This window comes from Terribacillus sp. AE2B 122, from assembly GCF_902497585.1.
Lineage (GTDB): Bacteria > Bacillota > Bacilli > Bacillales > Amphibacillaceae > Terribacillus > Terribacillus saccharophilus_A.
The window spans coordinates 634,159-658,605 of sequence record NZ_LR700942.1; the positions used below are offsets into that span (position 1 = coordinate 634,159).

Annotated in this window: 21 protein-coding genes; 4 read left to right on the forward strand and 17 right to left on the reverse strand. The window is 44.0% G+C overall.

Annotated elements, in window-relative coordinates:
- Positions 1 to 69 precede the first annotated feature (69 nt).
- From AE2B122_RS03305 to AE2B122_RS03335, 7 genes are all read right to left on the reverse strand, one after another.
- Complete coding sequence (locus AE2B122_RS03305) at positions 70 to 1,047, reverse strand: ring-cleaving dioxygenase (RefSeq protein WP_175073079.1); 978 nt, start codon at positions 1,045 to 1,047, stop codon at positions 70 to 72.
- Positions 1,048 to 1,349: 302 nt separating this feature from the next.
- Complete coding sequence (locus AE2B122_RS03310; RefSeq protein WP_175073080.1) at positions 1,350 to 1,871, reverse strand: DUF2812 domain-containing protein; 522 nt, start codon at positions 1,869 to 1,871, stop codon at positions 1,350 to 1,352.
- Complete coding sequence (locus tag AE2B122_RS03315) at positions 1,868 to 2,191, reverse strand: PadR family transcriptional regulator (protein WP_095218081.1); 324 nt, start codon at positions 2,189 to 2,191, stop codon at positions 1,868 to 1,870. Before AE2B122_RS03315 ends, AE2B122_RS03310 begins: the two co-directional genes overlap by 4 nt.
- A 320-nt stretch (positions 2,192 to 2,511) precedes the next feature.
- Positions 2,512 to 2,853 carry a bh protein gene (locus AE2B122_RS03320; RefSeq protein WP_095217831.1) on the reverse strand — a complete coding sequence of 114 codons (342 nt, stop codon included), beginning with the start codon at positions 2,851 to 2,853 and terminating at the stop codon, positions 2,512 to 2,514.
- Between the two features lie 190 nt (positions 2,854 to 3,043).
- Complete coding sequence (dacB, locus tag AE2B122_RS03325) at positions 3,044 to 4,525, reverse strand: D-alanyl-D-alanine carboxypeptidase/D-alanyl-D-alanine-endopeptidase (RefSeq protein WP_175073081.1); 1,482 nt, start codon at positions 4,523 to 4,525, stop codon at positions 3,044 to 3,046.
- A 127-nt stretch (positions 4,526 to 4,652) separates the two neighbouring features.
- Entirely contained in the window at positions 4,653 to 5,420 is a 768-nt protein-coding gene (locus AE2B122_RS03330) for an exodeoxyribonuclease III (protein ID WP_095268864.1), read from the reverse strand.
- A gap of 27 nt (positions 5,421 to 5,447) precedes the next feature.
- Entirely contained in the window at positions 5,448 to 6,419 is a 972-nt protein-coding gene (locus AE2B122_RS03335) for a zinc-binding dehydrogenase (protein ID WP_175073082.1), read from the reverse strand.
- A 119-nt stretch (positions 6,420 to 6,538) separates the two neighbouring features.
- On the opposite strand from AE2B122_RS03335, the gene shc reads away from it, so the two are divergent.
- Entirely contained in the window at positions 6,539 to 8,401 is a 1,863-nt protein-coding gene (shc, locus tag AE2B122_RS03340) for a squalene--hopene cyclase (RefSeq protein WP_175073083.1), read from the forward strand.
- On the opposite strand, the gene AE2B122_RS03345 is transcribed toward shc, so the two are convergent.
- The 4 genes from AE2B122_RS03345 to AE2B122_RS03355 form a co-directional block, all read right to left on the reverse strand.
- Positions 8,398 to 9,192 (reverse strand): SDR family oxidoreductase, encoded by a 795-nt coding sequence (locus AE2B122_RS03345; RefSeq protein ID WP_175073084.1) that lies wholly within the window; start codon positions 9,190 to 9,192, stop codon positions 8,398 to 8,400. The genes shc and AE2B122_RS03345 overlap by 4 nt on opposite strands.
- Positions 9,193 to 9,203: 11 nt before the next feature.
- Positions 9,204 to 9,332 (reverse strand): hypothetical protein, encoded by a 129-nt coding sequence (locus AE2B122_RS19355; RefSeq protein ID WP_255212160.1) that lies wholly within the window; start codon positions 9,330 to 9,332, stop codon positions 9,204 to 9,206.
- A 66-nt stretch (positions 9,333 to 9,398) separates the two neighbouring features.
- On the reverse strand, positions 9,399 to 10,490 hold the full coding sequence (gene proB / locus AE2B122_RS03350; RefSeq protein ID WP_095268868.1) for a glutamate 5-kinase: 1,092 nt from the start codon (positions 10,488 to 10,490) through the stop codon (positions 9,399 to 9,401).
- 116 nt (positions 10,491 to 10,606) lie between these two features.
- A complete protein-coding gene (locus AE2B122_RS03355) occupies positions 10,607 to 11,680 on the reverse strand; it encodes a branched-chain amino acid aminotransferase (protein WP_095217825.1) in 1,074 nt (357 codons plus the stop codon).
- 213 nt (positions 11,681 to 11,893) lie between these two features.
- Between AE2B122_RS03355 and AE2B122_RS03360 the strand changes: the two genes are divergently transcribed.
- Positions 11,894 to 12,211, forward strand: a complete 318-nt coding sequence (locus tag AE2B122_RS03360) for a hypothetical protein (protein WP_095217824.1) — start codon at positions 11,894 to 11,896, stop codon at positions 12,209 to 12,211.
- A gap of 34 nt (positions 12,212 to 12,245) precedes the next feature.
- On the opposite strand, the gene AE2B122_RS03365 is transcribed toward AE2B122_RS03360, so the two are convergent.
- From AE2B122_RS03365 to gltB, 3 genes are all read right to left on the reverse strand, one after another.
- Complete coding sequence (locus AE2B122_RS03365; protein ID WP_175073085.1) at positions 12,246 to 13,535, reverse strand: globin-coupled sensor protein; 1,290 nt, start codon at positions 13,533 to 13,535, stop codon at positions 12,246 to 12,248.
- A 171-nt stretch (positions 13,536 to 13,706) separates the two neighbouring features.
- Positions 13,707 to 15,191, reverse strand: coding sequence for a glutamate synthase small subunit (gene gltD / locus AE2B122_RS03370; RefSeq protein WP_175073086.1), 1,485 nt, complete (start codon positions 15,189 to 15,191; stop codon positions 13,707 to 13,709).
- Between the two features lie 15 nt (positions 15,192 to 15,206).
- A complete protein-coding gene (gene gltB, locus AE2B122_RS03375) occupies positions 15,207 to 19,754 on the reverse strand; it encodes a glutamate synthase large subunit (RefSeq protein ID WP_175073087.1) in 4,548 nt (1,515 codons plus the stop codon).
- A gap of 132 nt (positions 19,755 to 19,886) precedes the next feature.
- Here gltB and AE2B122_RS03380 point away from each other — a divergent pair, with 132 nt between their 5' ends.
- On the forward strand, positions 19,887 to 20,789 hold the full coding sequence (locus AE2B122_RS03380) for a LysR family transcriptional regulator (RefSeq protein ID WP_095217820.1): 903 nt from the start codon (positions 19,887 to 19,889) through the stop codon (positions 20,787 to 20,789).
- Positions 20,790 to 20,822: 33 nt separating this feature from the next.
- On the opposite strand, the gene AE2B122_RS03385 is transcribed toward AE2B122_RS03380, so the two are convergent.
- On the reverse strand, positions 20,823 to 21,710 hold the full coding sequence (locus AE2B122_RS03385) for a 5'-3' exonuclease H3TH domain-containing protein (protein ID WP_095217819.1): 888 nt from the start codon (positions 21,708 to 21,710) through the stop codon (positions 20,823 to 20,825).
- A gap of 113 nt (positions 21,711 to 21,823) precedes the next feature.
- On the opposite strand from AE2B122_RS03385, the gene msrA reads away from it, so the two are divergent.
- Entirely contained in the window at positions 21,824 to 22,354 is a 531-nt protein-coding gene (msrA, locus tag AE2B122_RS03390) for a peptide-methionine (S)-S-oxide reductase MsrA (protein WP_175073088.1), read from the forward strand.
- Between the two features lie 251 nt (positions 22,355 to 22,605).
- Here msrA and AE2B122_RS03395 read toward each other — a convergent pair whose 3' ends face one another.
- The gene (locus AE2B122_RS03395; RefSeq protein WP_175073089.1) at positions 22,606 to 23,610 is read right to left on the reverse strand and encodes an LLM class flavin-dependent oxidoreductase; all 1,005 of its coding nucleotides are present in this window, start codon (positions 23,608 to 23,610) and stop codon (positions 22,606 to 22,608) included.
- Positions 23,611 to 23,877: 267 nt separating this feature from the next.
- On the reverse strand, positions 23,878 to 24,429 hold the full coding sequence (locus AE2B122_RS03400) for a GNAT family N-acetyltransferase (RefSeq protein WP_175073090.1): 552 nt from the start codon (positions 24,427 to 24,429) through the stop codon (positions 23,878 to 23,880).
- Positions 24,430 to 24,447 lie beyond the last annotated feature (18 nt).

Genomic DNA, 24,447 nt, shown 5'->3' on the forward strand with positions numbered 1-24,447 from the left:
CTTTATTATACGCTTCCATGACGAAAACTGCTAAAAAAAAGACATCCGCAATAAGCAGATGTCAGTTTATTATTCTTTTTCGAATTGCTTTGTGCTGCGTACAGTATCGATCGGACGGACAAGTTTTTCGATTTGTTCGCGCTTTGGCTCCAAAAATGGCGGCAAGGAAAGTTTCTCTCCAAGCGTCTCATATGGTTCATCACCCATGAATCCAGGACCATCAGTTGCAAATTCAAAAAGAATCCCTGGTGCTACCCGGGAGTATAGGGATTCGAAGAAGTGTCGATCTACGTATCCAGAAGTTTGGAATTGGAAGCTGTGCATCCGTTCGATCCACTCCTCTAATACGGATCTATCCTCAACACGGAAAGCAGCATGGTGTACGGTACCGAATCCTTGTCTTCCGTCTGGCAGAATTGTATTGTGCTCAAGAACGATGCTAGCACCATTTCCACCTTCGCCTACTTCGTACAAATAGTACGATCCTTCCTGTGCAACAGGACGGAAAACAAGTACTTTTTCAAGCATTTCCTTGAAATAATCAATATGTGCCGTCCGTACAAAAATCGGACCAAGACCTGTGATAGCAAACTCTAAAGGTACAGGGCCGTCTTGCCATGGTGTTCCGGAAGCCACACCTTTATCGTTTTCGTCACTGATTAATTGGTATTGCTGCTCATCAAAATCCTCGAAGGATAATGTCTGGATGCCGAATTGCTCTTTTATGCCGTGATGTTTTACTTCTAAACGATCAAATCGTTTTACCCAATAATCTAGAGCTGCGTCGGAAGGCACTCGGAATGAAGTTTTATAGATTTCATTCGTGCCGTGTGTTCCCTTCGGAATCCCAGGGAAATCGAAGAACGTCATATCTGTTCCTGCGCTGCCTTTGTCATCCGCGAAAAACAAATGATATGTTTGGATATCATCTTGATTGACTGTTTTCTTAACAAGACGCATGCCAAGTACATAAGTGAAGAATTCATAGTTTTTTTCTGCACTACTCGTAATTGCTGTTACATGGTGAATACCTTTTAAATGGTTCATCTTTATCACTCCAGCCTGCTGATGGAATTACCTCGAATTCGAGATAAATATATTATGACGTACTCTCTCCCCGATGTCAAATGGATAGAAATCAAAGAAACACCTTATTTTATTTCAATTGCATCAATGCATATCAATTTTATAATTAATTGAAATGAACTCCGTATTTTTGTTTCAAATTTTCTTTTTTATTTTTTGGCCTACCTCCCGCGGAGTGCCAGCAGCTTCGGTACCGTTGCTTTCTTTCAATTTCTACCCAAAACAATAGAGGCTATTCTGCTCGAACAGAATAACCTCTATTTCTATATTATAACCTCTTTCAGCTTCTTTGCTTTTCTTCTCAACATATATACAGCGAAACTACCTATTATGGCTAATGGAGCAACAGTTCCCTCTATCCAAAAAGGCATTTGACTGAAATTTATAATTGCCGGCAGCCAGAAAGATAGCACATGCATCGCCAAAATGAATAAAAGATAATTCGATAGATGAATGTATTTAGCAGCTCTTGAATGGGCATCTGTAAAAATCTCTAATTTATCTGTACCATCATCTTCTTTGCAGAAATAGTACCAGCCTCCAAATGAACTGACCAGATGCCATCCATCCATTTCAAATAAATCGAAATAGCTTCTTTCAGGATAGCCCAACCTATAATCCAGACGGTACACCATTTTAGAAGGCGCTGCCGCTTTAAAGGTATACTTGAACCATTTGTATTCTTCAAGCGCCCAGCCTTTCTGTGCCATTTGCTGGAGCCAGACTTCTTCTTTCTGGTCATCCCAAGCCCAGAACCATTTCCTTATCTTCTTTCTCTCTATCATAGTTCTCCCCCTAACTGCTTTTCACTTATTTCAACAAGCTTCCTAAGTCGCTCGTATTCTGCTATCAATAATCCTCCCCCGACATCCGTCAGCTTGTATGTCTTTTTTGTATCCTGCTGATCCACTTGACATATCAGCTGCAGTTTTTCAAGTTTTCTAAGGACGCCATATAACGTACCGGGCCCTAGTTTGACGGAACCTTCACTAATTCTCTCTACTTCTTTCATGATCCCGTAGCCGTGTAACGGCTGCTGGAGAACCATTAATATATAATAGGTAGTATGTGTCAGAGGCAGCAAGTCCTTCACTTTTTTCGACAGCATTTTCATCCCCCCTTATATCGTGGCGCGATATATATCGTACCTCGATATAGTAACATAATATTTACAATTATGGTTATCGATTTTTTCTATACCTAATCGAAAAAAGTGAAAAGCGCAATTCGCGATTGTGGATTTGTAATGTGGACCATGTTGTCATTGTTTACAAAAGTGACAGCTTTATTTGTGGCATTAAACGAGAAAGACTTTTACATCGTTTTTATCTTAATTAGCTTTGTGTTCACTGGGGTATCAATTAGAAGTGCCGACCGCTTCTATAAGACACAAAAAACAAGCACCTGAACAGTTGTCCAGGCGCTTTACCAATGCTTGACATCCTTGAAATCCCGCATGATAATGCGTGATTCTTTAATGTCCTGATATAATCGATATGGTTTGCTCGCCAGCCGGATCGGCAGCGTAAAGAGAAATTGGCTTAAGTCATCTTTGTACTCCGTCGTCATTCGAGAAGGTTTTGAAAGAATGCGATTTTGCCATTCCTCCTTGAATTCCTTTTGTAAATCCAGTCTGACATCAATAGCATGATGGCACTGCGTACAACAAATCGTTTTGAGCTTATCGTTGATGTACGTAATCGTAAATGGAGACTCCTTGCGACAATGGATACAATATAACTCTGCTTCCATGCGGCTTTGTTTCACCGTTATCTCCTTCTTTCCTAATATCTAGCCAAGAAACCAGAAACTGAGCCGCAAACGATAAATCCCAGAGCAGGATAAAGCTGCTTACACCTCACTAACTTCTCCGTTCCTACACGGTTTCTTCTGCTTTTATTGCCGTTCCTAAATAGAACATTTCGCTATCCGCTTGCTGATATCCTGTCTATATCGCTCAATTTGTATGCATACTTTTCAACTCTTCATAAACAATTTTCAATATATTGTCTTCAATGCCCGGTCCTTCTTCTTCATCCAGCATTCCGTTTAACAGGATGGAAAAAACAACACGATCACCAGATTTTGTTTCCATATAACCCGATAACGAACTAACGCCGGTAAGTGTGCCCGTCTTTGCTTCGATCTTTCCAGCAAGATCTGTGCCAACAAAGCGATTACGGAGTGTTCCGCCAACCATGCGTTCCGCCTTTCCTGCAACAGGCAGGGATGTTTTGAATGCAGGGAACCAAGACTCCTGTTGTGCTTTTGTAAGCAATGTCGTCAGCTGCCTAGCAGTTATTCCATTCACATGTGACAAACCAGATCCATCTCTTATGACCATTTTTCCCTTCGGAAACTGCATCCCATCGAGATAGTGTTCTAACTGGTTGATGCCATCTTCCCAGTTTCCAGCTTTTTCTCTGTTGCCAATATGCTTTAGAAACATCTCAGCATGTCCGTTATTGCTTAGTTTCATAAAAGGAATAAGCAGTTCCTTGAGCGGAGCAGATTCCTTCCGCAAAAGCTCGGTTCGTTTCGCTGGAGCTTTAGCTGTTTTGGTAGTGCCTTCTATCTGGATACCGGATGCCTTCACATAATCCTCAAAAAGTTGCAATACATACTCTGTTGGTTCCCAGACCGCTACCCATTCCTGCTCGTTTTCACCCCTTGCTATAGAACCCGATATTACAATGTCATTACTTCCATGAGTTCGCGTCACTTTTAGCTCAGCTTCTTCGTTATCAGATACTATAGCAGCATTGTTTTGAATCGTAATGTAATCCGTTTCCGGAACTACCCTTACCTCCGGTTTACCTGATGAGGCACTCGCCTTCACCATGACCTTTACTGTCCCTGTATCATAATCATTGTCAGGTGCTACTGTCAGGGCACTGATAGCAGCTCCATAATAAGCTGATTCGTCCTTCCAAGTTGTATCCTCACTGTAGCGTTCCTGATCAAAATACGTATCATCTGCGACGATATCGCCGTTGATCTTCCGTATTCCTAATTCATGGAGCTGATTTGCCAACCGCTCTATATCTTCATATGTAAGAGACGTATCTCCTTTACCGATCAAATATAAGTTCCCATTGAGTTGCCCGTTTTTTACTGGCCCATCTGTTGCAACTATCGTTTCGAAGCGATGCTCTTGTCCCAATTCATCCAGCACTGCGGCAGCAGTCAAAAGCTTCATATTGGATGCAGGGCGCATACGCTGGTCAGCATGTTTTTCAAAAATTGTCTTACCTGATTGCTCTTCCGTAATATGTATTGCAAAGGCCGCTCCTTGCAACTGTTCTTCATTTGCCAGATATTCTGTTAACCTATCTATCATTCTATCCTCTTTTCCGGCTACGTGGACATGTGTATGAGGTATCATACAAGCAAAAAGCAACAGTCCTGCGGATAAAATCCACATCACTTTACGAAGCATCAGTACTCCTCCTTTTGCATATCCAACTTAACCTGCACGTTATAATGTATATGTATGTATTCTTCCTTAGTTTAACAAACTATCAGATTATTTAAAATATTGTTCGGGACATAAAGAAAAGACGCCATTAAATGGTGTCTTCGTCCTTGATATACAAGCATACCGGACAATGGTCGCTACCCATTGTATCTGCATGTATTTCCGCATCTTGTATTTTGTTTTTCCAACGTTCGGAGACGATGAAATAATCGATACGCCAGCCGATGTTCCGTTCTCTTACTTTATTCATATATGACCACCAGCTGTAGGCGTCGTCACGATCCGGATAAAGGTATCGGAAACTATCTACGAAACCGGAAGCAAGGAAAGCAGTCATCTTCTCTCGTTCTTCTTTCGTAAAGCCAGAATTGCCGTGATTTGTCTTATGGTTTTTCAAATCAATTTCCTGATGGGCTACATTCAAATCGCCGCACAGGATGACAGGTTTCCGGTTATCCAGCTCCTGTACATAAGATAATATCTTATCTTCCCACTCCAAACGCTCAGCCAACCGCGCCAAATCTCGTTTAGAATTGGGTGTATATACAGTAACCAAAAAGAAATGGTCATATTCCAATGTGATGATTCTGCCCTCAGGCTCAATCACACCTTCATCCAATCCGTATGTGACGTGTAGCGGTTTATGTTTTGTGAACACAGCTGTACCTGAGTACCCTTTACGCTCGGCGTAATTCCAATACTGATAGTATCCAGGCAGATCTAATTCAATTTGACCAGCTTGGAGCTTTGTTTCCTGCAAGCAGAAGAAATCTGCATCTTGCTCCTCAAAATACTCGAGAAAGCCTTTCTTTACACAAGCTCTGATTCCATTTACATTCCATGATACGAACTTCATTTACACTATTTCCCCCGTTATTTGTCTCTAATCTGTGATGTGCAGAAGTATCTTTCCTGCATGTGTCCTGCTTTCCATAAGCTGATGTGCCTTATTTGCATCCTCGAGCTTGAATTCTTGTATGCTGGGGAAAGTGATATCTCCCAATTCAATTAAACTGATAACTTGTTCAGCAATACGTTTCAAATCTACTGGTCGTTTTTCACGTGTCGTTCCCAAGCTAAATCCGAGCAGCGCCCGGCAGCTTGCGTGCACATCAGATGTTTTAATAGAACCAGTAGCACCGCTCGCATTCCCGTAGTTTACTAATCTACCATAGGGAGCAAGACAAGTAAAACTCTCCTCCATTACAGAGCCGGCAAGCGAGTCTAATATAAGGTCAACACCAGCGCCATCGGTCAAGTTCCGTACAGATTGTGAAAGATTATTATAAGTTATACAATGGTCTGCGCCAAGTTCCAAAGGCAAAGCTGCTTTCTGGTCTGAGCTTACGGTTCCAATTATCTTGCCTGCACCTAGCTTTCTTGCAAGCTGAATCAATGTAAGGCCTGTCCCTCCCGATGCTGCATGAACAAGCACAGTTTCTCCCTTACTAAGTCTTCCAACGCGCTCGAGGAGCATGAAAGATAAAAAAGCAGGAACAGGACACGCAGCAGCGACAGCTGTATCTACATGATCTGCAATCGGATAGACGAGCAACGCATTCGCTATAGCAAACTCTGCATATGAACCTGTCTTTACGAATGCGATAACTTGATCTCCAATACGTAGCCCGTTGACGTCTTGTCCAACCTTATCAATGATTCCGACAGCATCGAGTCCAAGTATGCCCGGAATTCCAGAACCCTTGGCGCCTTTCCGCTTTTTTATATCTGCAAAATGGACACTCGCTTTTAACACCCTTATCCTTACTTCTCCTGTTGATGGTTCGGGTACTGTTATATCTTTATATTCCAATACCTCCGGACCACCTGTACTTGCCGCTACAATTGTTCGCATAATAAGCCTCCTACCTGAACGGGACATGATGACGAGTCATAATAAGCTATTCTACGCATATTTTATCATATTGCAGTATATTTTCCGTTCCATAACTCTCGGAAAAAAGGAGCTGTATCATGAGCCAGGTCAACATAGAAGATGTGAAGATGGCAATTGAGAAGCGTACAAATAAGCTAGAAGAGCTGCAGCAGAAAGATGGATCTTGGCGTATGTGCTTTGAGGGTGCGATTTTGACAGATTGCTTCTATATCATCACCTTCACTTCCTTCGGCAAGGAAACAGATACCGTAGAGAAATTAAAACTCCAATTATTAAAAAAGCAACGGGACGATGGCAGCTGGGCAGCTTACCCTGGTGAAAGAAACGGCAACTTATCAGCGACTGTCTTGGCATATGCTGCACTTCGTTTTTCAGGAGTCTCTGCTAAAGAGCTACGGACTGCAGAACGCTATATCAGCACTAATGGCGGCATCAACAAAGCACACTTTATGATACGCTTCATGCTGGCAGTCCACGGTATGATACCTTGGCCTCACTTTTTGAAGTTCCCGATGACCGCGCTGCTTGTTCCGACAACCTTCCCGATAAATTTCTTTCAATTCAGTTCCTATGCCAGAATACATTTTGTCCCGATGCTTCTATTGCTGAATAAAAAATTCAAACGAATCAGCATACACAGCGTGCAGCTAGAGCATTTATTGTTTGAGGATGAATGGGATGATTTAACGGATGCTCGCTCTCCTTTTCGTACGATCACGAATGAATGGAGCCGTCTGGCTCGCCTGCCAGCCCGTCTGCACCGTGCCGGCTATAAATATGCTGAACAATATATGCAGGAACGAACCGAATCTGATGGAACACTCTACAGCTATGCAAGTGCCACTTTCTTCATGATTTACGCCTACATGGCACTCGGGTATGAAGAAAACAATCCAAAAATACAACGGGCATTAAAAGGCATACATGGTCTTGTCAATGAAAACTGCAACGGCATTCATGTCGAAAATTCCACATCAACTGTTTGGGACACAGCATTGCTCAGTTATGCACTTCAGCAGGCAGGTGCCCCTGTTAAACAAAATATGATTCAATCAGCCAATCATTATCTGCTGCAGCGGCAGCATGTTCAAAAAGCAGATTGGCAAATCCATCAATCTACCGTGGAGCCTGGCGGCTGGGGGTTTTCTGATACTAACACCAATCATCCAGATAATGACGACACAGCTGCAGCACTTCGAGCCCTCACAAGACAGGCTCGTCATGATTTTACTGTTAAGCGCGCTTGGAAAAAAGGATCGGATTATTTGCTGGCGATGCAAAATAAAGACGGCGGCTGGGCAGCTTTCGAGAAGGATACAGACTGGTGGGTATTAGGAAAGCTTCCGATTGAAAATGCAGAAGATGCAGCGATTGATCCTTCTACCGCAGACTTAACTGGCAGGGTCATGGAATTTCTCGGAACATATGCTAGTTTGAAAAAAGACCATTCCAGTATAAAAAAGGCTGTCCGCTGGCTTTATAAGCATCAGCAATTAAATGGATCATGGTATGGGAGATGGGGAGTTTGTTATTTGTATGGGACGTGGGCTGCTTTGACAGGACTTGCAGCAGTTGGTGTCAATACGACAGAAAAACATGTCAAGCGTGCGGTAAATTGGCTGAAAGCTGTTCAGCATGATGATGGTGGCTGGGGAGAATCGTGCCGAAGTGCAGAAGTAGGAACGTACGTAGATTTACCGATCAGTACAGTCGTTCAGACCGCCTGGGCTGTTGATGCCCTTATTGCCAGCGGTGAACAGGATAGCAAGGAGGTACAGCAAGGCATCAGCTTTTTGTTGTCGGAGCCTTTGCTGCAAACCTCGATCGACTATCCGACCGGTATTGGCCTGCCTGGCCAGTTTTATATCCGGTATGATAGCTATCCGCATATATTTCCGCTGCTTGCTTTAAGTCATTACCGAATCAAAGCGAAGTCTTAACCAATACTTTTGACCATTCCGCCATCTACGACGAAAGCTTGACCAGTAACATACGAATTGGCAGAAGAACAAAGGAAAACAGCCACGTTAGCAAATTCTTCAGGTGTACCATATCTGCCCATCGGGATAGATGCTTGGCTCTGCTGCTGCACGTCATCCAAGCTTTTGCCTAGGTGATCAGCAGTCTTCTGATCCAGCTGATCGACCCGGTCAGTATGTATTTTTCCAGGGCCAAGCGTGTTGATCAGGATATTGTCTGGTGCAAGTTCCTGAGACAGAGATTTTGCCAAGCCGACAATTCCAGCACGGAAAGTATTGGATAACAGCAAGTTATCGATTGACTGCTTAATGGAAGATGAAGCGATATTAAGAATATGGCCTCCTCCATTTACCTTCATGATCGGAGCAACTGCCCGAATAAAACGGACAAAACTCAATAAATTCAGTTCGAAAGCTTGTTGCCATTGTTCGTCGGCAAAATCCATTAGTTTACCTGCAGGCGGTCCACCTGCATTGTTAACAAGAATATCGATTGATCCAGTATGTTGCTTAGCTGCCTCGATGGCTTGATTGATTGCTTGTGCATCGGTAATATCACAAACCGAATATGCAACCTGATCATTACCGGATTCTTTTATTATTACATCACTCGTTTGTTTGAGTGCTTGTTCATCACGACTGACGATATGAACAGAGGCACCTTCTTTGGCTAACTGCAAAGCTGTCGCCTTACCAAGTCCTTTGCTGGCTGCAACGACCAATGCCGTCTTGCCCTTTAATCCTAAATCCATATAATCACTCCTTACTCTGCTGCTTTTGCGATTTTACTTCTGATCCAGCGAGCTGCTGTTTCCTCCGGGATCTCGTATGTACCACCTTCGCGAAGCAGTTGATTTTTATACATCGTTTGGACGAGCATGATTACTTTCATCAGTGCAACTCCTTTCTGATTTCATTATACACCGAAGCCGCCTAGCTGGCAGGCTCGGCGGCTTTTTCATAAAAATACAATATAATTTCGATGGACAACGGCTTTATGCCAAACCGAGGACGGATTAGTCTCGCTGTTTGTTAGCATTTCGCGTAAATCAGCAGATGAAATATCACTGATCCCGCGGGCAATTGTATCCCCATCAGTTGTTTTGATTTCAACGACTGCTGACGCAGTAAAAGTACCTTGTATATCTGTAATACCTATCGGCAGCAAACTTTTTCCATGCTGCAGCAAAGCTTCTGCTGCACCTGCATCGATTGTAAGGCTGCCTGTCGCTCTGGCATGATGTGTGAGCCATTGCTTTGTTTTGCGCTGCACAACTGTCGCTTCGTCTCCGATATACGTACCCGCTCCATTACCTTGTGCAATCTCAAGAAGCGTTGATCTTTCATTAGTCGTACCGATGAAAACCGGCACACCTAACTCAAGCGCAGTCTGAGCTGCCAGCACCTTGGAATACATGCCTCCTGTACCGATGTTAGAACCGGATGTCTGTTCAATTGATGCTTGCATTTCCGGAGGAATTACTTCCAAACGCTGGTACCGCTTCGCATCAGGGTAGGTATTGGGGTTTTTGTCATAAATACCGTCCACATCCGTGATCAAAATCAGCAAATCTGCTTTGACGAGCCCACTCACATAAGCAGACAGCATATCATTATCACCAAATGTCAGTTCTCGGATAGAGACTGAGTCATTTTCATTGATGATCGGAATGATATTACGCTTCAGCAGTTCCTGCAGCGTATTGTAGCTGTTATGATACTGATCGGCATTTGTGAAGACATCACGTGTCAAAAGCAGCTGTGCACATTTCATATCATGTTTGCCGAAAGCTTCCGTATAAGCTTGGACGAGCAAACCCTGTCCAATTGCAGCCGCGGCCTGTTTCCCTTCAATAGTCACTGGTCTTGATGGATAGCCGAGCTGACGGAATCCAGCTGCTACAGCACCGGATGATACAAGTATTACTTCATGTCCTTCGTTTATTAGTGCAGCTATTTGATCCGTATGCTGGCGGATTTTCGTATCACTCATCCCCCCGCCAGATTCCGAAAGCATGCTTGAACCTATTTTTACGATTATTCTTTTCATTTTCCATTCACCTTTTCGTCTAACAACTCATTTTAGTAACGATTATATAGCAAAATAGCACAAGCTCCTAGTCTATAAACAAAAAACCTCCACCGCTATGTGTGGAGGTCCATTAATTAGTTGACTTCGATTGTCCAGCCGAATGTATCTTCTAGTTCGCCCTTTTGGATGCCGACAATTGTATCATAGACGCGCTTAGCAACTTCACCAGTGACACCATTGTTGATCTCGTATGTTTCACCTTCATAGAATAGCTTGCCAACAGGTGAGATAACTGCAGCTGTCCCAGTACCGAACGCCTCTTCCAGTTTACCTTCTTTCTGCGCTTGAACCACTTCTGCGATAGAAACACGGCGTTCTGTTACCGGATAGCCCCAGTGCTTCAGCAATTGAAGAACACTGTCGCGGGTAACACCTTGCAGGATGCTGCCGTTTAGCTGCGGTGTAACGATTTCTCCGTCGATTTTGAAGAATACATTCATACTGCCAACTTCTTCAATGTATTTCTTCTCCACACCATCCAGCCACAGAACCTGGGAGAATCCAGATGCTGCTGCTACTTCTTGTGCTTTAAGGCTTGCAGCATAGTTTCCGCCTGTTTTCGCATCGCCTGTACCGCCTTTGACTGCACGTACATAGTCATTCTCCACTGCAATGCTTACCGGGTTAATACCTTCTTTGTAGTAAGCCCCTACAGGAGAAAGAATGATGATGAACTTGTAGCTGATAGATGCAGCTACGCCAAGGAACGGCTCCGTCGAAATGATGAACGGACGGATATAAAGTGAAGTTCCTTCTGCAGTCGGGATCCAATCTTTCTCGACCGAAATGAGCTGTCGCAATGCTTCTAATGCCACTTCCTCATCCAAACGCGGAATACATAGTCTGTCATTCGAACGGTTAAGGCGCTCGAAGTTTTTATCTGGACGGAATAGCAAAACTTTTCCTTCTTTGGTCACATAGGCTTTCAAGCCTTCAAATACTGTCTGGCCATAGTGGAAACACATGGCTGCAGGATCAAGTTCCAGCGGTGCATATGGCACGATCTGAGGATCATGCCAGCCTGTTTCAGCTGTATAATCCATTGTGAACATATGGTCAGTGAATACCTTTCCGAATTGAAGCGTACTTGCGTCCGGTTTCTGTTTGAGATTCTCACTGCGTGTAAAAGCAAAAGTTTGTTGTTTCAAAGCTAGGACTCCCTGTCATTTAAGATTTTCATTCTCTTTTTTGGTTAAATTGTTCCTAATGATAGAATATTGCGACAACAATATCTTATCCAAAGATTATATAGGAGATTTCAAAGAGTTTCAACCTAAAATTTTAACAAAATTTCATTCTGTATGTTACGATAAACAAAGATCAGGGAAAAGAGAAGCAGACAAACGAAGGAGGTACGGGGTATGGAAACGGGTACAATAATGTGGATTATCTGCGGTGTTATCATCATTGGTGCACTTGTAATTGCCGCTGTTATGATCATGAAAGCTGTAAAATCGATGCTTGCAACAAAGAAAAAAATCGATAAGACAATGGCTCCAATGCAAGCTGATATGCAGACAATCAAGCAAGAGCAGACAGTTTTACAGCAGCATCAGAAAGATATCCAGTCTAATGTCCAGTCTATTTCAGAAGGCTCGAAGACTGTTATTTCTTCCATTAAACAAGCACCTTCCGCATTGAAAGAGCAATTCAAAAAAACACAGTTTGAAAGCAAATAACCAGCAGTCAACTGACTGCTGGGTTTTCTTTTATTTATGTAAGCTCATTTAATTGCCGGAGTACGCTTTCTGCTTGCTGCATAGCTCCTTTTACATCCATGAGCTCTCCTGTGAATTGTTTGATACTTTCCTCTGTACGACTGCTTATTTGTTCATTACTTTGAGAATGCGTCATGATGTTCTCAAATTTCGAGGTTACATCTCCTAGCTGTACAGTTCCATTGGCAATCAAATCCTCTGCTGTCTCCATGAATTTGCTCACATTACTAATCTGGGAATGCGTATCTTGAATCAACGCTGTAACATCGGAAACAGATGATTTTGTTTCTTCCGCTAATTTCCGAACCTCGCTTGCTACGACGGCAAACCCTTTCCCTTGTTCGCCTGCCCGTGCTGATTCAATCGAAGCATTTAGTGAAAGCAGATTCGTCTGTTCAGCAATACCTTCCACTAATCCTACAATACTGCCGATTTTAGCAGCCGCTGCCTCGAGCGCTGTCAGCTCTTTTTGCACCATACCCATTTGGTCTCCGATATGCTGCATCCGTTGCTGCTGGGACACTAGTCCTGCTTGACCTTCTTCGGAATGATTCACTACTTCTTTTGCTTTCTGTTTCGTTTCATTACTTTGTTCTGTCAGCTTTGAAGAGAATGCAACCAGCTCATCTACGGCTAGGTTCACCTTTAGGAATATGCTTGTAAGACTCTCGGAAGTTACTTGTATACTTTCATATAGTTTATCCTGTTTTTCAATGTGCTCAATATGCACGCTTTCATGTTCGGTATTATAAGCATCCAACACAATTTGCTGTTCGATGTTAAAAATCTTCGTCGTGGCAAGTACAGCTGTGCGGTAAGCTGTGAAATCAGTTATATGCTGTTCGAATAAGGATAGCATCTGCTGCAATAGATCCTGGAAAGCTCCCATATACCATTTCGGCTCCAGTCCGATTTTCGCATGGATCAACGCAATACGTTTGCGTTTCTCTACATAATCAATATCTACTTTTCCATCAAACATTTCCTGTATATGCCGCTTAAGTGTCTGCTTCAATTTTTCAACAGAACTATTACTTTCAATGATAGCGAGCAGATTATTCTGATTGGTGATGTTCTGATAAAAGCGGCTTACGATACTTTCAATCTCCGAACAGACTAGTGGCTGCAATCCTACTAACACGCGCAGATCGTCTTCTGTCAGGTGAATCATATCAAGCTGTTTTTTCAGTTCGCCTTCAATTTTCAATGTTACATTAGCTTCTCTGGATAAATTAGTTTGTTCCACTGTTTCTGCTTGTCTCTCTTTTTTGCGCTTCAATAACATGATGATCCTCCTCGTTGAATCCTCCATTCCTTGTATATCGGTTGAATATCAGCAATTTGAAGGTGTTCTGCCAAAATGCTGGCAGTTATTCTGACAAGTTACTGGCTTGCATTTCCTTCTGACGGCATAATAAAAGCAGAACCTCCGTTTAACGGAAATTCTGCTTTTTCATCAAGGTAATACAGTCTCACCCATAAGTTGAAGATCAACCTGTTTGGCAACGTCTCTGCCTTCGTTAATAGCCCAGACAATTAGACTTTGTCCGCGGCGGGCATCGCCAGCAGCGAAAACTTTATCTACATTTGTACGATAATCTCCATAGGCTGCTTCCACACGTTTATTTGGTGTTACATTAACACCAAATTCTGTTAGCAACGGTGTTTCAGTGCCTTCAAAGCCGATGGCGATCAATACAAGCTCAGCAGGCCAAACTTTCTCAGATCCTTCGACTTCCTGGTAGACGAACATACCTTTCTCATTACGTACTTTCTGCATATCAATAGTATGCAATTCTTTTAGATTGCCTTGCTCATCCTTGACGAATTTCGTTGTCTGGATAGAGTATTGGCGCGGATCTTCCCCGTAAACTGCTTTTGCTTCTTTATGCGCATATTCCAAACCGAATACATGGGGATATTCTGGCCATTGGTTATCAGCACTGCGAGCAAGCGGCAGCTGTGGGTGTTTTCCGAATTGCGTAACGCTTTTTGCGCCTTGACGAACAGCCGTTGCGATACAGTCTGCACCAGTATCCCCGCCACCGATGACAATAACGTCTTTACCAGCCGCATCAAACTCCGGCTGAATTGCTAATTTGTCATCAAGCAGCATTTTTGTTGAGACGGTTAGATAATCCATTGCGATATGAACACCTTTTGATTCTCTTCCTTTGATTACAAGGTCACGCTGCTGTTGAGCTCCTGTACAAAGTATCACCGCATCATATTGTTCACGAAGCTCTTCAGCAAGGATATCCTTACCGATTTCTGTGTTCAGGATAAAGTCGATACCTTCCTGACGCAGTAGGTTGATGCGGCGTTCTACCACTTCTTTTTCCAGCTTCATGTTCGGAATTCCATACATAAGCAATCCGCCAGCGCGGTCAGCTCGCTCGTATACAGTGACCGTGTGACCAGCTTGGTTCAACTGATCAGCACTAGCCATACCTGCAGGACCAGATCCGATGATTGCGACCTTTTTGCCAGTACGTTTTTGCGGAATACGCGGTGTGATCCAGCCATTTTCGAAACCTTTATCGATGATTGCACGTTCGATATTCTTAATGGCAACTGCCGGATCACTTATTGCTACGGTGCAGGAACCTTCACAAGGTGCCGGGCAGACACGGCCAGTGAATTCCGGGAAATTATTCGTCAGCATCAGTCTTTCCAATGCTTCCTTCCATTTACCCTTATACACAAGGTCGTTCCATTCTGGAATCAAATTGTAAATCGGACAGCCGGAAGTGGCTCCGCCAATCTCCATGCCGATATGACAAAACGGTGTACCGCAGTCCATACAGCGGGCTCCTTGTGTCTTCAGCGTAGCATCAGAGAAAGGAGCGGCGTATTCGTTCCAGTCCTGGGTCCGCGTCTTTGGATCGCGTTCATTTGCTTCTTCTCTTTTGTAGTCGATAAATCCGGTTGCTTTCCCCATACTTCCACCTCTTTCTTAATGTACTGCTGCAGGTTTCTCGGATTCTTTCACTGGTTTTGGCTGCTGGTTTTTTAATACGAATGCTTCCATAACAGCTTCTTCCTGCGATAGCCCAAGCTCACGCTGTGCATCGATTTGATGCATCATGCTGCGGTAATCGATTGGAATCACTTTGACAAAATAAGCTAGCTCCGCTTCCCAATTTTCCAGGATGAAGGATGCTTTCTCACTATCTGTGTAAGCAGCATGATTCTCAATGATGCTGCGAAGCTCAGCGATCTCTCTCTCATCAGACAATTGTTCAAAATCGATCATTTCCGTATTGCAAAGCTGCTTGAATGCTTCCCGGTCAGCTGTATGAATGTAGGCAATTCCGCCAGACATTCCTGCAGCAAAGTTCTTGCCTACTTCACCGAGTATGACAACCTTACCGCCGGTCATATATTCACAGCCATGCTCCCCGATTCCTTCTACAACAGCTGTTGCTCCACTATTACGGACAGCAAAACGTTCACCAGCCATACCATTGATATATGCTTCACCAGAAGTCGCTCCATAAAGTGCCACGTTACCAGCAATGACGTGCTTCGCAGCAGAAGCTTGGAATCCAGCCGGTTTCTTAACGATCAATTTTGCACCGGACAAACCTTTACCAACATAGTCATTGCTATCTCCCGTTACTTTCAAGGTCATTCCCTTCGGTGTGAAAGCACCAAAGCTTTGTCCCGCAGAACCATGGAAATGCAGATTCACTGAGTCTTCCGGAAGTCCTGCTTCAGCAAACTTTTTGCTGATTTCGCTGCCTGCAAGCGTTCCGGCAACACGGTTGATGTTGCGGATAGGAAGTTCCAGGTTTACTTGTTCTTTGCCAGATAACGCTTTTTCCAAATATGGCAGGATATCTGTCGTATCCAACGCGATATCAATCTTATGGTTTTGCGGCGTGCTGTAAGTACGAGCTCCGTCAATTTGATGCAGCAGTCTGCTTAAATCTAGCTGGCCAGCTTTCCAATGGGATTGTGCTCGTTCCGATACTTCAAGTACATCTGTACGGCCGACCATTTCTTCCATTGTGCGGAAACCAAGCTCAGCCATGATTTCTCTTACTTCCTGTGCGATGAATGTCATAAAGTTGACGACATGATCCGGATCACCCATGAATTTCTTGCGAAGCTCAGGGTTTTGCGTCGCAATACCTACTGGACACGTATCAATATGACAAACACGCATCATCACGCAGCCTAAGACTACCAGTGGTGCTGTTGCAAAACCATACTCCTCTGCGCCCAGCAATGCTGCCATAACAACATCACGACCAGTCATCAATTTCCCGTCGGTTTCCAAACGGACGCGGTCACGTAAACCATTCAGCATAAGCGTCTGGTGCGCTTCCGCTAATCCGATCTCCCATGGAAGGCCAGCGTGTTTGATACTAGTTTTTGGTGATGCTCCTGTTCCGCCGTCATAACCACTAATGACGATTACATCTGCAGCGCCCTTTGCAACACCAGCAGCAATCGTGCCAACGCCGCCTTTTGCAACTAATTTAACACTGATTCTGGCATCGCTATTTGCATTTTTCAAGTCGTGGATCAGCTGAGCCAAATCCTCGATGCTGTAAATATCATGATGCGGCGGAGGTGAAATCAAACCAACACCTGGAGTCGATTTCCGAACGTCCGCTACCCATGGATACACTTTCTTTCCTGGAAGCTGTCCGCCTTCACCAGGTTTTGCACCTTGCGCCACTTTAATTTGCAGCTCATTTGCTTGCACAAGATAAGAGCTCATGACACCGAAACGGCCAGATGCAATCTGCTTAATGGCACTACGACGGTAATCACCGTTTTCATCCGGTGTATAGCGTTTAGCATTTTCGCCGCCTTCTCCACTGTTGCTTTTACCGCCTAAACGGTTCATTGCAATGGCCAGTGCTTCATGTGCTTCTTCACTGATCGATCCGAATGACATGGCACCTGTTTTGAAGCGCGTCACGATGCTTTCGACCGATTCAACTTCTTCAAGTGGAATTGCATTGGACTTTTTGAAGTCGAATAAGTTACGAAGGAAACCAAGTCGTTCTTGATCAGCAGCTTCGGTATATTCCTTGAACAACTCATAGTTATCCCGACGGCATGCCCATTGAAGCGTATGGATCGTTTTCGGATTGAACGCGTGATGCTCGCCGTTTTTACGCCATTGGTATTCACTGCCTGTTTCCAAGGCTGCTGTTGTGGATTTATAACCTGCATGATGACGTTTTCTTGCTTCTTCTGCAATCGTCTTTAAGTTAATTCCATCAAGCTGGGATGTTGTTCCAGTGAAATACTTAGAAATAACTCCATGACTGATACCGACTGCTTCAAAAATTTGTGCACCGCGGTAGCTTTGCACCGTACTGATGCCCATTTTGGACATAACCTTGACGACACCCTCTGTCATAGCGGCAGCATATTGTCTGACAGCCTCCGGATAAGACAGTGCGATATCTCCGTTATCAATGCTTTCCTTCAGCGTCGCATACGCCAAATAAGGATGGATGGCATCTGCACCATATCCGAGAAGTGTAGCCACATGATGCACTTCCCGTACTTCCCCAGCAGAAGCAATCAGACTAACCTTCGTCCGAAGACCTTTCCGGACAAGATGCTGATGCAAGCCACTTACAGCAAGTAAAGTAGGAATCGGCACATATATATCCGACATAAGACGATCTGTTAGAACGAGTACGCTGACACCTTTGCTGATTGCATCTTCTGCTTCTTGGAAAATGCGTTCCATACTCTTCTTCAGATTTTCTCCGAACAAAGTGTGGATCTCCTGAAGTTTGAAGTCGCCGCTCTGCTCAGAAACCAACTGTTCCAGCTGATTGTTTGTTATAACCGGTGATGCTAATTTAATCCGTCTGCAATTCGTTTCATCCGGATGAAGAAGATTCCCTTCTTTTCCAAGATAAGAAAGAGTACTTGTAACGATTTGCTCCCGATATGCATCGATCGGCGGGTTCGTTACCTGTGCGAACAACTGCTTGAAATAAAAGAACAATGACTGCGGTCGGTCAGACAGCACAGCAAGCGGTGTGTCATTTCCCATAGCCCCGATTGGGTCCTTGCCTTCTGATACAAGCGGAACGATATACTTCTGCACATCCTCATACGTGTAGCCAAAAGCTTTCTGTTTCGTTACAAGGTCTTCGATAGCACTGTCATCAGACACTGTTTGATCATTGAGTTCCACAATATTCTCATCCAGCCATTGCTGGTAAGGTGCAGCAGCAGCCATTTCCTGTTTGATTTCCTCGTCAGGAATTAATCGGCCTTGCTCCATATCCAATAGAAGCATCTTGCCCGGGCTTAAACGGTCTTTCAATAGAACATTCTCTTCTTCCACATCAAGAACGCCTACTTCTGAGGACAGGATCAAATGGTCATCCTTTGTTACGTAATAACGTCCTGGGCGCAGACCATTACGGTCAAGGACCGCACCGATTTGTTTGCCGTTTGTGAATGAAATGGCCGTCGGGCCGTCCCATGGTTCCATCAATGTGCTATGATAAGCGTAAAAAGCACGTTTTTCCTTATTCATGTATGGGTTTTTATCCCATGGTTCTGGAATCATCATCATGGCAGCATGAGCCGGTTTACGGCCAGCAAGCACGAAGAATTCAAAAGCATTATCCATGATAGAAGAGTCACTTCCGTCTGTATCAAGAATCGGCAAGATCTTCGCCGTATCTTTGCCGAAAGCTTTTGATGCAAGCTGCTTCTGACGAGCACGCATCCAGTTGACGTTTCCTTGCAGCGTATTGATCTCCCCATTATGGATGAGATAACGGTTTGGATGAGCGCGTTCCCAGCTTGGAAATGTATTCGTACTGAAACGAGAGTGCACAAGTGCAAACGCACTTTCGAATAGCGGATCCTGTAAATCCAGATAGAACTGATCCACTTGGACAGATGTCAGCATCCCTTTGTAAACGATTGTCTCGCTGGAGAAGCTGGCAAAATACAAATGCTGGTGCATTTCTTTTGCTTCATTTTCCGCCTGTTTGCGGATAACATACAGCTTACGCTCGAATGGGAGTCCTTTTTCTGTTTCCTCCCCTTTGCCGACGAAAAGCTGACGGACGAATGGCTTTACATCCTTTGCCATTGTGCCGATGTGCGTGTCATCGACAGGTGCCGTGCGCCAGCCGATAACATGCTGACCTTCTGCTTCTACAAGAGCACTGATTTTGCTTTCCAGCTCTTCCTGCTGGGTGTCTTGCGTGTTGAAGAAGATCATGGCAACCCCGTATTCTCCAGGTTCAGGTAACGAAAATTCAGTCTTTTCGGAAAAATAACGGTGTGGCAGCTGCACCATGATCCCTGCTCCGTCTCCTGATGCAGGATCGCTCCCTTGTCCTCCACGGTGATCAAGCTGGCAAAGCAGCTGCAATCCTTTTTGGACAATATAATGGGCGGCTTTACCTTTCATATGTGCGTATAAACCGATTCCGCACGCATCGTGCTCAAATTCCGGTCGGTATAAGCCTTGCGCTTTTGGTAGGAAATGAAATGCCATTATTAATCCCTCACTCTCTGTCTCGAACCGACATGTTGTCTTATAGTACATTGTAGGTTTTCTAATTGATCGAAACAATATATAATTTAGATAGAATCAATCTCATTTTGAGATAGATCGGAGGATTACCACATGGAATTACGTCAACTGCGCTATTTTATCGAGGTTGCAAAGCGGGAGCATATGTCGGAAGCAGCCGAATATTTGCATGTCGCACAGTCCGCAATCAGCCGTCAAATCAGTAATTTAGAGGATGAACTCGGAGTGGATCTGTTTGAACGGGAAGGCAGAAACGTCAAACTAACCAAAATCGGCCGCACTTTTCTCTCTCATATCGAAACGGCCATGCAGGCAATCGATTATGCAAAAAAGCAAATCGACGAACATTTAGATCCGGAGCGTGGCTCAATTAAAATCGGCTTTCCAACCAGCTTGGCTGGTCAACTTTTGCCGACTGTCATTTATTCCTTCAAAGAAGCCTATCCGAATATCCAATTCCAGCTTCGCCAAGGAACATATCAATTTCTAATCGAACAAGTGTCTCGCGGTGATATAGATATTGCCTTTATCGGCCCTGTTCCAAGGGACCACGACCGAATTGAAGGAGAAATCCTCTTCACCGAGAGTTTTTCTGCGCTCGTTCCAGTCGCGCACCGATTTGCAGAACGGGAGCAGCTGCATCTGAAGGATCTGCAGAGCGAGCAGTTCGTTCTTTTCCCAGAAGGATATAAACTGCGCCAGCTTGTAATGGATGGATGTAAGAAAGCTGGATTTGTACCGACAGTCTCATCAGAAGGTGAGGATCTGGACGCTATAAAAGGACTCGTTGCAGCCGGCATCGGTATTACTATCTTGCCGGAAAGTACATTCTATGATGCTACGCCCAGGATGACTACGAAAATACCAATTACGTTTCCCGAAGTCAGAAGATCGGTCGGTGTCATCATACCGAAAGAAAGACAAGTAGCGCCGTCTGAACGATTATTCTACGAATTTGTCCGGGATTTCTTTTCCCGGTTGCAGCAATTCAGATGAAAAAAGCGATTGTGCATAATGCACAATCGCTTTTTAGTTTGCCAGTTGATCAGCTGCACGCAATAAACGGCTCAGCTTTGTCAGTTCAAATTCCTCAAGCATTGTCTGTTTCTGCTTCTCATCTACTGCCCAAACAGCATCTTCCAGTTCACAGCTGATTGGAACTTCGCAATGGATAGCAGCAAGCTTTCTGCTCAAATGCAGGTTATCCAAATCGGATTCGATTTTGTTTCGTACGCCGTTCGGCAACTCTGCAAGGTTTTCCAGCAGCTTGTCGATATTTTCATATTGAGTCAGAAGCTTAATAGCAGTCTTTTCACCAATACCCTTAACTCCTGGATAGTTATCAGAACTGTCACCCATCAAACCTTTCATATCTATGATTTGTGCTGGCGTAAGACCCTTCTGTTCGAAAAAGCTCGTTTCCTGGAATACTTCGTAGTTGCCCTCGCCTTTTCGCATAATCGCAACATCTATATTGGGCCGGACGAGCTGCAGCATATCCTGGTCACCTGTAAGAACGGTTACGTGATGTCCTTCGGCTGCATAAAGACTAGCCAATGTACCAATACAATCGTCAGCTTCGTAGTTTTTCAGACCGATATTCGGAATACCATAACCGGCAGCAACTTGCTTGACTGCTTCGAATTGAGGAATCAGCTCAACAGGCGGCGCTTCACGATTCCCTTTGTACGTATCCAGCATCTCACTGCGAAATGTCTTCGAACCCATATCCCAGCAAGCAGCAACATGAGTCGGTTCAAAATGATCGACAGCAGCAGCCAAATGACGAATGAAGCCATGTAGACCATTTGTCGGCATTCCCTTAGAATTAATCATGTAATAATTTCGGTAAGCAGTAGCATGAAATGCACGGAACAAAATTGCCATGCCATCTATTAGTAATATATGATTTTTCATAAAGATCTCATTGTCTCCTTCTTTTCTTTCATCCTTCTAGTTTAACATACTAGTACATGTCATTTATATAGGGTAAAATAAGTCATATGACACCAGAAAGGAGCTAGGAAGCTATGACAACAAACTTTGCTAAGGCAACATTCGCAGGAGGATGCTTCTGGTGTATGGTGAAGCCGTTTGATCAATGGGACGGCGTTGAATCAGTCATCTCCGGTTACACAGGAGGACATGTCGAAAATCCGACATACGAACAAGTGAAAACAGGTACGACAGGACATTATGAAGCTGTCGAAATCACTTATGACCCAACAAAAATAACATACAAGCAAATAGTGGACCTATATTGGCCGCAAATCGACCCTACCGATGCAGGCGGTCAGTTCCAAGACCGAGGAGATCAATACCGTACAGCCATCTTCTATCATGATGATGTGCAAGCAGAACTCGCACAGTTCTCCAAGAAAGCAATTGAAGAAAGCGGGAAGTTCAAGCAGCCGATTGTAACAGAGATTCTGCCTGCTTCTATCTTCTACCCTGCTGAGGACTATCATCAGGACTTCTATAAAAAGGAAAAAGAAGCCTACGAAGAAGACCGTGCTAAATCCGGTCGTGATGAGTTCATCGAAGAGCACTGGAATAAATAAGGTCTGAATATTACAGGTAACAAGTAAAGCAGAAGGCATATACCAGCTTGGAATGCCTTCTGCTTTTTAAATTCTTCAAAGGGATGGACGCTTACTTTCAATCAGCCCTTTTCAACTTCTTATCAAAGTAAAACTTCACTGCTCCAACAAAAAAATAGCCTGCCAAAGCGATTATAAAACAACTGATTGTTATTACTGAAACATCCAAAGTTGTTCACCTTTTTCTGATTAACTCATAACAATCTCGCAGTTTACATAATATTATTATGGTTAATTTCTTTTTTGATCAACTCATACGATTTCCATTTAGCTTCTTTATCGTAGATATTGGTAATCAGCATGAACTCGTCCGCTTTATATTCCTCCTGCAGCCTCTCTAGCTCTTTCCTAACCTTCTCAGGCGTTCCAATAACACATCGCTTACGATTTTTACGGATTGTTTCTTTATCTGCATCCGTCAGCTTGCGCTTTTGGATCAGCTCAGGTGATGGAATCTGTGTATCTCGCCCTTTTCCGACACTCAGCAGCCAGTGATCCTGGCTCTTTGCTAGCTCTTCCGCCTTCTCTTCCGTTTCCGCACATACGGCAAATATACAAACAATACCATATGGCTTTTCCCTTGTGACAGACGGACGGAACTCTTCCTTATATATAGGCATTGCATTTGGCTTAGCAGGACTGATGAAATGACCAAACACGTAGCCGATACCTAATTCAGCTGCTCGCTTGGCACTTCCTTCTGACAAACCGAGCACCCATAATGGTGCCGGATCATTCACACGCGGGGATGCTTTTACCGAACGATAAGGATGTTCACGCGGGAGGGAATTATATAGGAAGCCTTGCAGCTCCTCCAGCTTCCTCGGAAACTCACCCATTCCGCTTCCTGCTCCGTCTGCTAAAGCACTCCTTGTCTGTTCCGTTCCTCCAGGCGAACGCCCAACACCAAGGTCGACACGACCAGGAAAAAGTCCAGCTATCGTATGAAATGTTTCCGCCACTTTCAGCGGGCTGTACTGCGGCAGCAGCACACCGCCTGTCCCAACTTTTATAGTATTCGTCGCACTCGCAACCCGCGTGGCCATGATTTCAGGCGCGACGCTCACTAAACCGTTTGTATTATGATGCTCCGCAAACCAGTAACGCTCATAGCCTAATCTTTCTGCATGCTGAGCCAATTCCACGCTTTCCTGCAATGCCTCTTCAATCGTTGCGCCTCTTCTGATCGGTGCCTGATCCAGTACGCTAAGCTTCATGCGCCCACCTCTTCTCTGCTCTTCTAATTTTATTGTAAGGAAAGTGGTCGGAAGCATACAAGGTATTCGCTCAGTAACGCAAAAAGTTCTTTTTAAGGGAGAATAAATAGTTTATGACAAATCTACGCCGACTTTCTCAATTGACTGAGTGCATGAAATTCTGATTATATATTGCCTTAGCCAATCTAGACCATATTCCGTCGTATTCTCCTGTTACTTTATCTAACTTTTGGGGAGGAATAGATTGTTATCACCCAGTGGATTAACTTACTTTACTATTTTTCTATCTAAAGTATCCTCTACCAAGGACCAGGCTTCATGACAGCTTGGAGCTGTGATAAATGGTTTAAATCCGTAGTTTATGTACATATTAATCGCTTGGTAACTTGTTGTTTGCGATGTAAGATAGGCCTTTGAGTGATAGTTGGCCAATATATTCATTGCTGCACTTAGTAAAGGTTTGGATAGTTTTTTCCCTTGATAGGCTGGGACAATTCCTACCCAATGGATTCTCCCTACTATTTCTCCATCGTCTTTTAAGTTGCCATACCATGCAGTTGTTGTTCCAATCACTTCTCCATGTTCATTCTCGATGAACACACATCTATTTATCATTTCATCAATATATGGTCCAAATTCTTTGTGAAAGTGCTCTAATGCAGATTCTTTATTTTCAAATTCATCTACACTAGCTTCCACACGTGCCCAATGATGTTCGTCACCTTTCTCAAATAATCTAAGTCGAAATCCGGCAGGAAGCGGGTATTGGGGAATATCCAACAAATCTTCTCTCACCATACTGAGTGAAATTCTTTTCATTTTAATCAGCTCCTTATA

Excerpts from the sequence above, each read along its gene's own strand:
- AE2B122_RS03335 (WP_175073082.1), bottom strand. The coding sequence starts at position 6,419 with ATGCGAACAATTGTAGCGGCAAGTACAGGTGGTCCGGAGGTATTGGAA.
- AE2B122_RS03365 (WP_175073085.1), bottom strand. The coding sequence starts at position 13,535 with ATGTTATTGAAGCGCAAAAAAGAGAGACAAGCAGAAACAGTGGAACAA.
- AE2B122_RS03330 (WP_095268864.1), bottom strand. The coding sequence starts at position 5,420 with ATGAAGTTCGTATCATGGAATGTAAATGGAATCAGAGCTTGTGTAAAG.
- shc (WP_175073083.1), top strand. The coding sequence starts at position 6,539 with ATGAGCCAGGTCAACATAGAAGATGTGAAGATGGCAATTGAGAAGCGT.
- AE2B122_RS03305 (WP_175073079.1), bottom strand. The coding sequence starts at position 1,047 with ATGAACCATTTAAAAGGTATTCACCATGTAACAGCAATTACGAGTAGT.
- AE2B122_RS03360 (WP_095217824.1), top strand. The coding sequence starts at position 11,894 with ATGGAAACGGGTACAATAATGTGGATTATCTGCGGTGTTATCATCATT.
- AE2B122_RS03310 (WP_175073080.1), bottom strand. The coding sequence starts at position 1,871 with ATGATAGAGAGAAAGAAGATAAGGAAATGGTTCTGGGCTTGGGATGAC.
- AE2B122_RS03395 (WP_175073089.1), bottom strand. The coding sequence starts at position 23,610 with ATGAAGCTTAGCGTACTGGATCAGGCACCGATCAGAAGAGGCGCAACG.
- AE2B122_RS19355 (WP_255212160.1), bottom strand. The coding sequence starts at position 9,332 with ATGAAAGTAATCATGCTCGTCCAAACGATGTATAAAAATCAACTGCTT.
- msrA (WP_175073088.1), top strand. The coding sequence starts at position 21,824 with ATGACAACAAACTTTGCTAAGGCAACATTCGCAGGAGGATGCTTCTGG.
- dacB (WP_175073081.1), bottom strand. The coding sequence starts at position 4,525 with ATGCTTCGTAAAGTGATGTGGATTTTATCCGCAGGACTGTTGCTTTTT.
- gltD (WP_175073086.1), bottom strand. The coding sequence starts at position 15,191 with ATGGGGAAAGCAACCGGATTTATCGACTACAAAAGAGAAGAAGCAAAT.
- AE2B122_RS03345 (WP_175073084.1), bottom strand. The coding sequence starts at position 9,192 with ATGGATTTAGGATTAAAGGGCAAGACGGCATTGGTCGTTGCAGCCAGC.
- proB (WP_095268868.1), bottom strand. The coding sequence starts at position 10,490 with ATGAAAAGAATAATCGTAAAAATAGGTTCAAGCATGCTTTCGGAATCT.
- gltB (WP_175073087.1), bottom strand. The coding sequence starts at position 19,754 with ATGGCATTTCATTTCCTACCAAAAGCGCAAGGCTTATACCGACCGGAA.
- AE2B122_RS03380 (WP_095217820.1), top strand. The coding sequence starts at position 19,887 with ATGGAATTACGTCAACTGCGCTATTTTATCGAGGTTGCAAAGCGGGAG.
- AE2B122_RS03385 (WP_095217819.1), bottom strand. The coding sequence starts at position 21,710 with ATGAAAAATCATATATTACTAATAGATGGCATGGCAATTTTGTTCCGT.
- AE2B122_RS03400 (WP_175073090.1), bottom strand. The coding sequence starts at position 24,429 with ATGAAAAGAATTTCACTCAGTATGGTGAGAGAAGATTTGTTGGATATT.